The organism is Terriglobales bacterium (genome assembly GCA_035691485.1).
Lineage (GTDB): Bacteria > Acidobacteriota > Terriglobia > Terriglobales > Acidobacteriaceae > JAIQGF01.
This window is the reverse complement of sequence record DASSIZ010000003.1, coordinates 1-13,270: the sequence shown is the minus strand read 5'-3', so window position 1 is coordinate 13,270 and position 13,270 is coordinate 1. Positions and strand designations below refer to the sequence as shown.

At 61.7% G+C, this 13,270-nt stretch carries 12 protein-coding genes; 10 read left to right on the top strand and 2 right to left on the bottom strand.

Going from position 1 to position 13,270, the window contains the following annotated elements; translation table 11 throughout:
• Positions 1 to 5 precede the first annotated feature (5 nt).
• From VFI82_00195 to VFI82_00175, 5 genes are all read left to right on the top strand, one after another.
• Entirely contained in the window at positions 6 to 869 is an 864-nt protein-coding gene (locus tag VFI82_00195) for a hydroxymethylglutaryl-CoA lyase (protein HET7183072.1), read from the top strand.
• A gap of 86 nt (positions 870 to 955) precedes the next feature.
• The gene (locus tag VFI82_00190; protein ID HET7183071.1) at positions 956 to 1,735 is read left to right on the top strand and encodes an enoyl-CoA hydratase-related protein; all 780 of its coding nucleotides are present in this window, start codon (positions 956 to 958) and stop codon (positions 1,733 to 1,735) included.
• Positions 1,736 to 1,838: 103 nt separating this feature from the next.
• Positions 1,839 to 2,249, top strand: coding sequence for a thioesterase family protein (locus tag VFI82_00185; protein ID HET7183070.1), 411 nt, complete (start codon positions 1,839 to 1,841; stop codon positions 2,247 to 2,249).
• Between the two features lie 80 nt (positions 2,250 to 2,329).
• Entirely contained in the window at positions 2,330 to 3,919 is a 1,590-nt protein-coding gene (hutH, locus tag VFI82_00180) for a histidine ammonia-lyase (protein HET7183069.1), read from the top strand.
• 191 nt (positions 3,920 to 4,110) lie between these two features.
• Positions 4,111 to 6,852 (top strand): hypothetical protein, encoded by a 2,742-nt coding sequence (locus VFI82_00175; GenBank protein ID HET7183068.1) that lies wholly within the window; start codon positions 4,111 to 4,113, stop codon positions 6,850 to 6,852.
• Here the strand turns inward: VFI82_00175 and VFI82_00170 are convergent.
• Positions 6,849 to 7,436, bottom strand: coding sequence for an HDIG domain-containing protein (locus tag VFI82_00170; GenBank protein HET7183067.1), 588 nt, complete (start codon positions 7,434 to 7,436; stop codon positions 6,849 to 6,851). The genes VFI82_00175 and VFI82_00170 overlap by 4 nt on opposite strands.
• A gap of 248 nt (positions 7,437 to 7,684) precedes the next feature.
• Between VFI82_00170 and VFI82_00165 the strand changes: the two genes are divergently transcribed.
• The 5 genes from VFI82_00165 (at position 7,685) to rseP (ending at position 12,716) form a co-directional block, all read left to right on the top strand.
• Positions 7,685 to 8,173 carry a helix-turn-helix transcriptional regulator gene (locus tag VFI82_00165; protein HET7183066.1) on the top strand — a complete coding sequence of 163 codons (489 nt, stop codon included), beginning with the start codon at positions 7,685 to 7,687 and terminating at the stop codon, positions 8,171 to 8,173.
• A 195-nt stretch (positions 8,174 to 8,368) separates the two neighbouring features.
• Complete coding sequence (locus tag VFI82_00160; protein HET7183065.1) at positions 8,369 to 9,229, top strand: isoprenyl transferase; 861 nt, start codon at positions 8,369 to 8,371, stop codon at positions 9,227 to 9,229.
• Entirely contained in the window at positions 9,226 to 10,116 is an 891-nt protein-coding gene (locus tag VFI82_00155) for a phosphatidate cytidylyltransferase (protein HET7183064.1), read from the top strand. Before VFI82_00160 ends, VFI82_00155 begins: the two co-directional genes overlap by 4 nt.
• 53 nt (positions 10,117 to 10,169) lie before the next feature.
• Complete coding sequence (locus VFI82_00150) at positions 10,170 to 11,354, top strand: 1-deoxy-D-xylulose-5-phosphate reductoisomerase (protein ID HET7183063.1); 1,185 nt, start codon at positions 10,170 to 10,172, stop codon at positions 11,352 to 11,354.
• Between the two features lie 24 nt (positions 11,355 to 11,378).
• The gene (gene rseP, locus VFI82_00145) at positions 11,379 to 12,716 is read left to right on the top strand and encodes an RIP metalloprotease RseP (protein ID HET7183062.1); all 1,338 of its coding nucleotides are present in this window, start codon (positions 11,379 to 11,381) and stop codon (positions 12,714 to 12,716) included.
• A gap of 129 nt (positions 12,717 to 12,845) precedes the next feature.
• On the opposite strand, the gene VFI82_00140 is transcribed toward rseP, so the two are convergent.
• Positions 12,846 to 13,199, bottom strand: coding sequence for a GIY-YIG nuclease family protein (locus tag VFI82_00140; GenBank protein ID HET7183061.1), 354 nt, complete (start codon positions 13,197 to 13,199; stop codon positions 12,846 to 12,848).
• Positions 13,200 to 13,270 lie beyond the last annotated feature (71 nt).

Here is a 13,270-nt window from a genome sequence, read left to right as displayed (position 1 = left end):
AGCCGATGGCCGACAGCCCAAAATTAATCGAATGTCCCCGCGACGCCTGGCAAGGCCTCAAGGGCCAGGTCCCCTCGGAGGTCAAAGCCGCCTACCTGCGCGCCCTGATCGGCGCCGGGTTCAAGCACATCGACGCGGTGAGCTTCGTCTCCACCAAGGCCGTGCCGCAGATGGCCGATTCGGAAGAGGTCCTGAAGCAGATTGATCCTCCCGACGACGTCGAGATCATCGGCATCGTGGTCAACGAAAAAGGCGCCGAGCGCGCCGTTGCCACCCAGGCCGTCCACACCCTCGGCTTCCCCTATTCCATCTCTCCCACCTTCCTGCTGAAAAACCAGAACCAGACGCTGGAAGACGCCTACGACACGCTGGAGAAGATCAAGGAAAAGGCTGACAACGCCGGCCTCGACATGGTCGTGTACATCTCCATGGCATTCGGCAATCCCTACAATGATCCCTGGAGCGCCGACGAAGTGCTCGAAGCCGTGGACCTGATCGAAAAGACCGGCACACGTTCCGTTTCTCTCGCCGATACGGTCGGCCTCGCTGCGGCGGACCACATTCGTTCGCTCGTCACCGCCGTTCTTGCTCAGTATGACTATCTCGACATCGGCGTCCACTTGCACAGCCGTCCCGCGGAAGCCGCGGACAAGGTTCTCGCCGCCTACGACGCCGGCATTCGCCGCTTTGATTCCGCGATCGGCGGCCTGGGCGGCTGTCCGTTCGCGCAGGACGAACTGGTTGGCAATATTCCGACCGAGGCGGTGATCGAAGCTCTCGGCCGGCGCGGCGCGGTCGTGCCCATCCGCAAGCCGCTCGACAACGTCATCCGCATCAACGCCGACATCGCGCAGAAATACAAAACTTGATCGCGGATCGGTCGGATCTTCGCGGATTTTCCTATTTGATTTGTTTTATCCGCGCAAATCCGCGAAAATCCGCGGTTGGCTTTTGCATGCCCTACAACACTCTTACGCTCGCTTACGAAGACCTGGTCGCGCTCATCACCCTCAATCGTCCCGACAAACGCAACGCCATCAGCTTCGAGCTCCTCTCCGAGCTCATGGCGGCGCTCGATGAAGTGGAACATTCGCGTGCGCAGGTGCTGATCCTCACCGGCTCGGGAAAGGCTTTTTGCGCCGGCTTGGACCTCGAAGAACTTAAGTCGCTGCTCGGCAAGACGCACGAGGAGAACCGGATAGACTCGGCTCGCATGGCGCAAATCTTTCGCCGCATCTACGAGTTCCCCCTCCCTACCATCGCCGCCGTGAACGGTGCCGCCATCGCCGGCGGCACTGGCATTGCCACCATGTGCGATTTCACCTTCGCCGTGCCGGAAGCAAAGTTCGGCTACACGGAAGTAAAGATCGGATTCATTCCGGCGCTGGTGTCTTCTATCCTCGTCTGGCAAGTCGGACACAAGATCGCCCGCGACCTGCTGATGACCGGCCGCCTGTTCGACGCCGCCGAGGCTCATCGCTATGGGCTGGTGAATGAAGTTGTCGAGCCGGAGCGTTTGATGGCGCGCGCGCGCGAACTGGCCGCGCAGTTGCTCGAGCTTTCCCCATCGTCGGTGCGCCTGACCAAGAAGCTGGTCAACGGATTTCTCCAGCGCGCCCTCGACGAGCAGATGGCGCAGGCCATCGAGGACAATGCCCTCATCCGCACCACGCCCGATTTCCGCGAAGGCGTGACCGCGTTCCTGGAGAAGCGAAAACCGAGGTGGACAACTTGAAATTGGAAATTTGAAAATTGGAAATTAGGGCAGAACGCCTCGGGCACAACTGCACGCTTCACATTTTCAAATTTCCAACTTCAAGTTCTCGATCTCGCAACCAATGACCAACATCACCACAATCCGCGTCCGTTACGCCGAAACCGACCAGATGGGCGTCGTCTATCACTCCAATTATTTCATCTGGTTCGAGGTCGGTCGCGTGGAATTGCTTCGCCAACTCGGCTTCACCTACAAGGAGATGGAACTCCAGGAGAAGTGCTTTATCGCCGTGGTCGATGCCCGTTGCCGCTTTCGCGCTCCGGCGCGGTACGATGATGAAATCACGGTTCGCACGCGCCTGAAGAACGTGCGCGAATCGCTGATTCATTTTGCTTACGAGGCGGTCCGCGAGCGGGACGGCACGCTACTGGCGGAAGGCGAAACCACGCACATTGTCACCGATGCGGAGTTGAACAAGCGCCCGCTGCCGGAGAAGTACTTGGAGGTTTTCAAACAGGCGGTGACCTCTTAGCCAATGCGCACTCGAGATTACGACAACGCGGAGTGTAGTTGCTTTTGCCAACTACAAACTACCGGCTCCTGACTACTACCATGCGCGCTCTTCACATCAACGGCTCCGATCTCGCGCTTGATGATCTGCGCGAGGCGGTATACGAGCGCCGTCCCGTGCTGCTCGACCCCGACGCCCGCATCCGCGTGCAGGCCGCGCGCGCGGTGGTCGAAGACGTGGTCGAAAGCAACCAGGTCGCCTACGCGGTCACTACCGGCGTCGGCAAGCTTTCCGATGTGCGTATCGCTCCCGACCAGATTCGCGAATTGCAGGTCAACCTGCTGCGTTCCCATGCCGTCGGCGTAGGCGAACCGCTCAGCGAAGCAGAAGTGCGCGCCATGATGCTGCTCCGCGCCAACTCCCTGGCCAAGGGATATTCCGGGGTTCGCACCGAGGTGATTGACATGCTCTGCGAGATGCTCAATCGCGGCGTGCATCCCCTGGTGCCCTCCCAGGGCAGCGTCGGCGCCAGTGGAGATTTGGCGCCGCTCGCCCATCTTGCGCTCGTGCTCATCGGCGAAGGCGAGGCGTTGCATTCCGACCCCAAAGCCAAGCCCCCCCGCCGCGCCGGCGATGTTCGCGTCCGCCGTTATTCGGCAAGAGAAGCCCTCAAGCGCGCCGACATCAGGCCCCTGAAGCTGGAAGCCAAGGAGGCCATTTCTCTCATCAACGGCACCCAGGCCATGGTGTCCGTGGGTGCGCTGGCGCTGCTTGCCGCCCGACAAATGGTCGATTCCGCCGACGTCATCGGCGCCATGACCGCCGACGCGCTCCGCGGAACCGATGTCGCCTTTGACGAGCGCATCCAGCACGTTCGCCCGCACACCGGCCAGATCACCAGCGCTGCCAATCTCCGGCACATGCTGGAAGGCAGCGCCATTCGCGAGTCCCATCGTGAATGCGGACGCGTGCAGGACGCCTATTCGCTCCGCTGCATGCCGCAGGTCCACGGCGCCGTGCGCGACGCCCTCAATTACTGCGCCCAGGTTCTCGAAATCGAAATGAACTCCGCGGTGGACAATCCGCTGGTCTTTGTCGCGCCCAGGCGCGTCGGGGCGCCGCAGACCGAAGAAGCGCATGGCGACATCATCTCCGGTGGCAATTTTCATGGCGAGCCTGTCGCCTTCGCCCTCGATTTCCTCGCTATCGCCCTCAGCGCGCTGGCCGGAATTTCCGAGCGCCGCATCGAGCGCCTGGTCAATCCCTCACTCAATGAGGGCTTGGCCCCGTTTCTTGCCAATGGCGCCGGCCTCAACTCCGGTTTCATGATGGCGCAGGTCACCGCCGCGGCCTTGGTCAGCGAGAACAAGGTGCTGGCTCATCCAGCGTCGGTGGATTCCATCACCACCTCCGGCAACAAGGAAGATTACGTTTCCATGGGGATGACGGCCGCCATCAAGCTCAAGAAAATCGTGGCCAACACGCTCAACGTGCTCGCCATTGAAGCCATCGCCGCCGCGCAGGCCCTGGAATTTCTTGCCCCGCTCCAGCCCAGCAAGCCAGCGCAGCAAGCGATCGCCGCCATACGCTCTGCCTCGCCAAAGCTCACCCAGGATCGCAGTCTGGCCCCCGATTTCGCGCGCGTCGTCGGTGTCCTTCAACGCGGCGAAATTGCCGGTGTGCTGCGCTAGCGGCGCCGTACCGTCTCCAATCCCAGTGAGGGTCGTCTCAGTTTGTGAAAACCTGGATCCCAGTCTCACCTTGACCACCTCATCCCGCATGCAACCGTTATTGATTTCAATAGCTTACATTCATTTCGCTTTGGCCACCGCGGTGCATCACTTCAGTTGGATCCTGTGTGTGGCGGAGGGAACTGACACCCATGCATGAGCTGTCTCAAGTCGAATCCGCTCGCGCCTTCGCCCGCAGCCTGAACATCCTGCTCAAGTACGTTCGGTTGTACGGGATGGATCACCAGCGCACGCAAGACCAGTTCGACATCGCGTGGGAAGAATTAAAGCGCGCTGCCGCTCCTGAGACCGGACTTTTGCTGGGCGCCGCCGACGGCAAGTTGGTGATCGACGGTCTCCCTTTGGAAGGAAACTCTGAGCGCAGCTTCGCCAATCTGCTTACCACCGCCAACATCGCCAGCCTCAACTTTACTTATGGCATTCAGCGCATCGACCTGGAGCAGTTGCTGCGCGCATTTCACTGTTGCAAGCCTTCCGAAGTCGGCCAGCAACTCAAGGCTGCTCTCGGCGACCACGGCGCCATTCGGGTGAACGAAGTCCGGTTTGTCCCCGGTTCTGAGGACCTGGCCGAGCAACTTGCCACTCGAACCTTGGCCGATCGCGCTGACAATCTGGCTCCCTGGCTGCAGGACCCGGAAAAACTTCTGCAATTGATCGCGGCCGCCGAAGGTTCCTCCGGTGGCGGCAGTGGCGAAGGCACTGGCGGCGACGGCGGAAACGCTGGCGGGAATGGCGAAGGTTCCGGCGGATCCGGCGCAGCAGGAACCGGAACCGGTGGCGGATTCGGCGCTGGATCGGGCGTTGGCAATGTCTTCGGTGGAACCGGAACGGGCGGAGCAGGAAGCGGCACCGGTGGGGGGGCCGGCTCCGGATCAGGTGGCAGCGGCGGCGAAATTTTGCAGGAGGAGGCGGTCACCAAGACCTTGCGCCTGCTGGCGACGGTGGCTTCGCTGCGTGGCAAAGCCGATCCCGAGTCCGCGCTTATGCGCGAACTGTCGCAGGAGAAGGACGCCTGCCGCATGCTGCGCAAAGTCATGCTGTTGCTCCCCGTCGAGGGGGAAGACGAGGGTCTGGGCACCGACACTCTGAAAAAACTGGCAGAACGGCTGGCCATTCGATTTGCCATGCAACAGTTCGAGCGCGGCAACGTCAAGGTGAACGCCGTGCACGACATGATGGAGCGCATGGGCAAGGAGATCCAGTCGCTGCGCTCCGTGCTCGAATCGCACGAAAGCAAGATGACGCGCGCCGGCATGGCCGTCGAGTCCTACGCTGACCTGCTGGATCGCAAGTTCTGGGCCAACATCCCGGAGCAGGGCAAGAAAAGCGTCCTGCTCTCGCCGGATATGTGGTGTATTCCCGCGCGCAACATCCGCGCCTACATCGAGGAACTGATCTCCCGCGGGGATCTGACCGTGGCCGACGAGATCCTTCGAAACTGCCTCCGCCAGTTGGGAAATTCTGAACTCGAAGCGCGCCGCAAGACGGCTGTCGCCATCAACGAGTTGGCCGATCTGTTCGGCAAGGTCGCCCCCGGCCTGCTGGTGGAAGCAGTCCGCCAGGTCGGAATGCGGGTTTGCGCCGAAGCTGCGTTGGAGATGCAGACCCTGCTCGGCGCCGCTTACGTGCGTCTCACCCAGGAAGCCGCTCAGCAGCGCGATTATCCCGCGGTCTTTCAGTCTCTGGTCACCCTGGAGCGTTTGCATGAGTATCGCCCCCGCACCGCCCAGGAAGTCCGGCCGCGCATAACTATGGACAATCGTCTGCGCGGTTTCATCAGCGAAGCCATCCAGGCCCCGGTCATTCCCGAAGGCCTGGTTTCGGTGCTGGCGCGAACTCCTCAATTGGCGGCGCAGGAGCTTGCCTTGCAGTTTGGACAATGTACCTTGCGCAGCCAGGCCAACCGGGTTGTGGAGTTGGCGGAATCAGTCGGCAAGGGTGTTGTGGAATGTTTGACCGGCGGCTTGCGCGCCGGCCACGCCGGCGAAGTCTCCGGTACGGCCGGCCTGTTGAGCCGTTTGCGGCCCGAGGTGGTGGACGAGGTATTGCCGGGCCGTGTCGGCAGCTTCTCCCGGCCGCAGCAGGATGCCGTTGTGCGTGCCCTGGCGGCCGCTGGAGCGCCGCAGCGCGGGCGCCTGCTGCTGGAAATCCTGCAGCAGCTCGATCCCCTGGTGCTTCCCGAGACGCTCGATGAGATTGGCTTCTCCGGCGAGTCTGCCGCCGCCGGCAAACTGATGGAGTTGGCCGCCGGTGAAGGCTTGGCCAAAGATCGCCCGCTGATTCGCATCAAGGCCATTGAAGCACTGGGCCGGCTTGGCATAAGTGATGCCACCACGCTGCTCGACGAAATCATGGCCTCTCGTGGTTTATTCGCGTCGCGCCGCTCCCGCGAAATGCAGCTCACGGCCGCCCGCGCCTTGGTCAACATCAATCCCGACCGTCTTCCGTCTTTATGCGGCCGCGCCGGCTTCGGCCCGCAGGAACTCGCGGTCGGTGCGCTGGCTCCAAGCCACAGCGACTGGGTCCGCCAACGCCGCTATCCGCGCGTGCAGCCACTGAAGCCGTGGAGCGCGCTCGCCATCACTCCCAAGGGAAAGTGCGCCATCGATGTGCAGCGCCTCAGCCTGGGAGGTGGCCTGATCTCCGCCGACCCTCGCCTGCCCCGCGGCGGCGAGGCTGTCCTGGAATGGCAGGTTGGCTTGTCTCGCCTCCGTACTCACGTTCTCTTGCGCCACCTGCTTACGCGTGAAATCGCCTTCGAGGTTTTGGACATCGACATGGATGGCCGCTCGCGCCTGCGCCGCATGGTCATGGATCACGCCCCCGCAGCCCTCGGCATTGCCGCCGGCGCGACGGGATCCACCTCCACCTAGGCTCCCTGCCCAGGCACCGCCGGTATTCCTTCCAGCCCCAGCTCCGTTGCGATGCTTTTCAATGCCTCGATGCAGAACGCGATGTGCTCATCCAGTTCCACTCCCAGCGTGGCGGCGCCGTTGGTGATGTCGTCGCGGCTCACGCTGCGCGCAAACGCCTTGTCCTTCATCCGCTTCTTCACCGACTTGGCTTCCAGCGAGTGGATGGATTTGTCCGGACGGACCAGCGCCGCCGCCGTGATGAATCCGGCCAGTTCGTCGCAGGCGAACAACGCTTTCTCCATCTGGCTCTCCCGTGGGACGCCCGTGTATTCCGCGTGCGACATGACTGCCTTCTTGATCTCTTCCGGCCAGCCGCGCTCGGTCAGAATTTCGTTCCCTCGGTAAGGGTGGTCTTCCAGGCTCGGCCAGCGGTCGTAATCAAAATCGTGAATCAGCCCGACCACGCCCCATTTTTCTTCGTCTTCTCCGTATTTCCGGGCATAGGCGCGCATGCAGGCCTCGACCGCGAGGGCATGCTTGCGCAGATTTTCCGACTGCGTGAACTCAGTTAGTAAACACCACGCGGACTCACGGTCGCTCATGCCTTCTCCCCCGATTCGCCGGTTTTTCTCCGTCTTGTTTCGCCTGTTTTGGGATTTGCACAGGAAATGTTGCGGAATCACCCCATTTAGCTCTTGACTCTACTTTGCACTTGCCCCACATTGTGCACCAAGCTTGGTGCTTGACAAAGCATCGTCAACTCCCAAGCCCGAAGTGAAAGGATGCCCGCTCTGGCATCTCGCACAACCTGATGGCCACAACTTTAGCACCTGTAGATTCTAGGGACGTGGTGAGATGCGACCGCTGTTCACTCGTCCAGTTCCGAACCAACAACAATCTCTGCCGGCGCTGCAAGACCTCCCTCGACGAGGAAGAGCCCGAGCCCATTCTCGTTCAGCCGGAACCCGAGCCCGCACCCGTCATGCGTCGCCAGGGCGTTCAGGTGGCTTTGGCTATTCGCAATCTGCGCCAGCGCAGCGGGCTTAGCCAGCGCCAGCTTGCCATGCGCATGAGCGTGCCCCGTACCTACGTCTCCAAGATCGAAAACGAAAAGGCCACCCCGACCCTGTCGTCGCTGGAGCGGCTCGCCAAAGCCCTCCAGGTCACCGTCCCCGACCTGATTTCGTGCGGCGGGTGCGAAGACGAAATTCGCGACTTGATGAAAGACGATTTCATCGCAGAGCTGGTGCCCTTTCTGCCTAAACTCAACGGTATGCAGTGGCAGAGCGTGATGACGCAGATGCGCGATTTGTCCATCCGCCCGCGTCGCTCTGTCTAAGTTCTCCCGCCAATTGTTCCGCCGGAGCCTCGGGCTCCGGCGTTTTTGCTTCCGACCTCGAAGCCGACTCCTGGCCCCTCGCTTCTAACGATGGCTCCTGCCCCTTGTCTTCTGACTCCTCGCCCTGTCCCCTGCTGTACAATTGCCAAGACGCATACCGCGTCAGGTCCCATTCCCCATTTGTTGAGGTCAACTTTGGAAGTTAGTGTTCCCGCCGGACTCGACCGGAAGGAAACAGAGGTTTACCGCCGCCTCGATCCGCGGCGGTTGCCGCATCACATAGCGATCATCATGGATGGCAACGGACGCTGGGCGCGCCAGCGTCACCTGCCTCGCATCGCCGGCCATCGCGCCGGGGTGGACTCGGTGCGCTCGACCGTCGAGACCGCCGCTCGCGTTGGCATCCAGTCGCTCACGCTCTATGCCTTCTCCACCGAGAACTGGCAGCGGCGGCCGCGGACCGAGGTTGGCTTCCTCATGCGCCTTCTCCGCCAGTACTTGAAGCACGAATTGCCGACGCTGCAGAAGAACAACATCCGCCTCGGTTACATCGGCCGCCAGCACGAATTGCCCGCCGAAGTGCAGGAACGCATGGACTGGGCGCGCCAGGAAACTTCGCGCAACACCGGCTTGCGGCTTACCCTGGCGCTGAACTACTCCGCCCGCCTGGAGCTAGTCGATGCTTTCCAGGCAATCACCCATGCTGCCGCCCACAACGGCGGGATTGCGCACCTACAGTTCAGCGAGAACCTTATCGCCAACCATCTTTACACCCGGAACCTGCCTGAACTCGATCTCGTCATCCGCACCAGCGGTGAAATGCGCCTCAGCAACTTTCTTCTCTGGCAGGTCGCCTACGCAGAAATTTACGTGACCAACACTCTCTGGCCGGAGTTTCGCGGCGTGCACCTGCTGGAAGCGATCGCCGAGTACCAAAAACGCGAGCGGCGCTACGGCGGCCTTGGCAACGGCGATGGCCACTCCAACGGCGATGGACGTGGCAACGGCGACGGCCATGCCTCCGTCGCCGGTAACGGGAGCCGCCGGGCTCGATGAAGCGTGTCGCGACCGCGGCTGTCCTCATCCCCATCGTTCTCGTTCTTGTTCTTCGCGCGCCGGTGGCGCTGCTGGCGGCAGCGGTGGCCCTGGTCGCCGTCCTAACCATCCGCGAATACGTCGAACTGGTCCGCCATTACCACGTCGAGCCCTTTCGCGCTCCGCTGTATGTCGTAACCGTTCTCGCCTTCATCGCCGTGGCAGCGCAGACCGGCAGCGGCTACCTGGTGGCGACTTCGCAAATGCTGTTTGGAATTTCAGGCGCCGCCGTGGCCGTGGCCTTTTTCTTTCTCGCGCTCGCGATGCGCCGCGAACCGCTGGCAACCGGCTTCCCTGCTGCCGCAGCGGCGGCATTGGGATTTCTTTACATCGTCGTGCCGCTGGCCATGTTGGTGCAGTTGCGCCAGCAAGGTTCCGGCGCGTTCCTCATACTCTACGTGCTTATCGTCGTGTGGATGGGAGACACCGTCGCCTACTACACCGGACGCGCCCTGGGTCGCCACAAGCTGGCTCCGCGAATCAGCCCCGGCAAGACCTGGGAAGGCACAGTCGGATCGTTTATCGGCGCGATTGCCTGCGGCACGTTGCTGTTCGCCTACTCGCGCCAGGTCAGCGGCCGGTTGATCTCCATCGGCCTGCTCACGCCGGACCAGGCATACCTGCCACCGCGGATTCCGCCGCTCTGGCAGTTCGCTGTCCTGTCCGCCGTTACGAATGTGGCCGCCCAGATCGGAGATTTGGCGGAGTCGCTGATCAAGCGCGGCGCCGGAGTCAAGGATTCGGGCGCCCTTCTCCCGGGCCATGGCGGCATGCTCGACCGGATTGACGCGCTCCTCTTTGCCGCCCCCGTGCTTTGGTACTATGCAGCTTGGCGCGTGCTGGGCTGAATAGGGGGGCGCGCAATGCTGAGCTTCGCGCCGCATCGGTGAAACGTTAGCGAATGAAAAAGATTGCCATCCTCGGCTCCACCGGCTCCATCGGGCGCAGCACGCTCGCCATCGTCAGCGCCTATCCGGAGCGCTTTTCCGTGGTGGCCCTCGCCGCCGGTCAGGATTTTGAGGGACTCTTCCGCCAGGCGCTTCGCTATAAACCCAAGCTCGTCTCCGTTGCCCGCGAACAAGACGCGCGGCAGGTTCAAGACGGCTTGGAAATGTCCGGCCTGGAGGGCGTCGAAGTTGTCCATGGCCCCGCCGGCAATATTGCCGTGGCCACGCATCCCGAGGCTGAGTTCGTGGTCAGCGCCATCGTCGGTGTCGCCGGCCTGGAGGCGACCTACGAGGCCGTCAAAGCCGGTAAAACTCTTGGCCTCGCCAACAAAGAATCGCTGGTCGTAGCCGGAGAACTCATTACTGCCGAAGCCAAGCGTCAGGGCAAGCCGCTGCTTCCCATCGATAGCGAGCACAACGCAGTGCACCAGTGCATGCGCGGCGGCAAGCTGCTCGAGGTCGAACGCATCTGGCTGACCGCCTCCGGCGGCCCTTTCCTGCATACGCCGGTTTCCGAATTCGACGCCATCACCCCCGAGCAGGCTCTGAACCATCCCACTTGGAAGATGGGGCCGCGCATCACCATCGACTCCGCCACCCTGATGAACAAAGGCTTCGAGGTGATCGAGGCCTGCCGCCTCTTTGGACTCCCCTGCGGACGCGTCGGCGTTATCGTGCACCCGCAGTCCACCATCCACTCCATGGTCGAGTTCGTGGACGGCAGCCTGATCGCCCAACTTTCCGTCACCGACATGCGGCTGCCCATCCTCTACGCGCTCACCTACCCGGACCGCATTGGCTCCGATCTCCGCTTCCCCGTCCAGGAACTCCGGACGCTGGATTTCAGCCCGCCCGACTTGGAGCGTTTCCCATGCCTGCGCCTGGCCTATGAAGCGGCCGAAGCCGGCGGCGCTAAAACCATTGCCCTGAACGCCGCTGATGAGGTTGCCGTGGCGGCTTTTCTGAAGCGGCAAATCAGCTTTACCGACATTTCGCGCGTAATTGAGGGCACAGTTCGTGAAACTGCCGACACCCATCCCCCATCTATTAATCAGGTACTTGCGGCAGACGCCGATGCGCGACGGCTGGCTTGGGATAAAATTGCTTCTTTGAGCCACTCCCCAGCTCTGCCCAAATAGACGTAAAGGACTTATCTCAACTTGATGGAAAATTTCTTTGTCGACCTGGCGGCCGTCGCCGTCGTCCTCGGGATCATGATCGTGGTCCACGAGTTCGGCCATTTCGCCGCAGCCAAACTGTTCGACGTCCGGGTGGAGCAGTTCGCCATCGGCTTCGGAAAACGGCTCTTCGGGATCAAGAAGGGCGAAACCGATTACCGCATCAATGCCCTGCCCTTCGGCGGCTACGTCAAGATGGCGGGAGAAAATCCGCTGGAAGCCCACACCGGCGACCCGCGCGAGTTCACCTCCAAGCCTCGCTGGCAGCGCTTCATCATTGCCTTTGCCGGGCCCTTCGCCAACATCGTGCTCGCCATCGCCCTGCTGACCGGCGTCTTCATGGTCCGTTACGAGCACCCGGTTTACCTTGACCAGCCTGCCGTCATCGGCTGGGTTCTCGACAACTCTCCCGCGCAAAAAGCGGGCATTCAGCCCGGCGACCGCATCGTCCGCATTGAGAACATGCAGAATCCGACCTGGGAAGATGTGCTGCCCAAGGTGGTCATGAGCCCCGGACAGCCGGTTCGCGTCGCCCTCCAGCGCGGCAACCAGGTCCTGGAAAAAACCATTGTCCCGACTCCCACCGGTCCCGAGGAGTTCGGCAATCCCGGCTGGCTTCCCGATCAGCCGAACACGGTGACCGACGTCGAGCCCAGCCTGCCCGCGGCCAAGGCCGGCATCCGTATCGGAGACACGATTGTCGGTTTGAACGGCCAGGCGACGCGTTCCATGCAGTCCGTCATCCGCGAAATTCAGGCCAATAAGAACAAGCCGCTCAGCCTGACGGTTGTGCGCGACGGCAAAGAACTGAATTTCACCGTCACCCCGACGCTGACCAAGGACAATAACGGCCAGGACATGTGGCGGATCGGCATTCGCTCCGATCCTCAGCACGTCGACAGGCTCCCCTTCGGCAAGGCCCTGGCCAAATCGCTCGACCAGAACAAGAAGAATTCCTTCCTCATCATCGAACTGGTCGAGAAGATGGTGCAGCGCAAAGTGTCGGTCAAGCAGTTCTCCAGCCCCATCGGAATTGGGCAGGCGGCGGGAGAGGCGGCGCGCCAGCCCGGCTGGACGCCGCTGATCGCACTGATGTCCGCGATCAGCCTGAACCTGGCGATCTTCAATCTGTTTCCGTTTCCCATCCTGGACGGCGGCATGATCCTGTTCCTCGCCATCGAGGCCATCCGCCGCCGCGACATCAGCCTTCACCTGAAGGAACGCATCTACCAGCTCGCCTTCGTCCTGCTGATCCTGTTCGCTGTGATCGTGATCTACAACGATCTGGCCAAGACGATCCCGAGCTTGCAGCGGTTACCGTAAAAACTCGCGTTGCGGCAGCCGCCCTCGATGTTGGAGCGCGCTCGCCCCGAGCGCGAACCCACTACGTCTTAACTCATGTCATCCCGAGCGGAGCGAGCCGCGGCGAGCGCAGTCGAGGGACCCCTACTCTTAACTCCTGTCATCCCGAGCGGAGCGAGCCGCGGCGAGCGCAGTCGAGGGACCCCTACTTTTTTCGTACCACTCGCGGGCCAGGTCCTTCCAGCTCGGGTTCAGCTGCTCAATCAGCATGACTTTCTTGTCGCGGCGCCACTTCTTAATTTGTTTCTCGCGATTAATGGCGACTCGAACATCGTCGAAAGATTCCCAGTAGAGCAGGCGGTCGACGTCATACTCGTCGGTGAATCCCTCCATCTCCTGTTCTTTGTGCTGCCACACTCGCTTGTGCAGATTATTCGTCATTCCCGTGTACAGCGTTCCTGACAAGCTGCCCATGATGTACACATAGAAACGTCTCTGGCGCATGTAGGGGTCCCTTTCGCCTTCGTAAGCTCAGGCTCAGGATCGCTCCGCTCGGGATGACATGCATTGGAAAT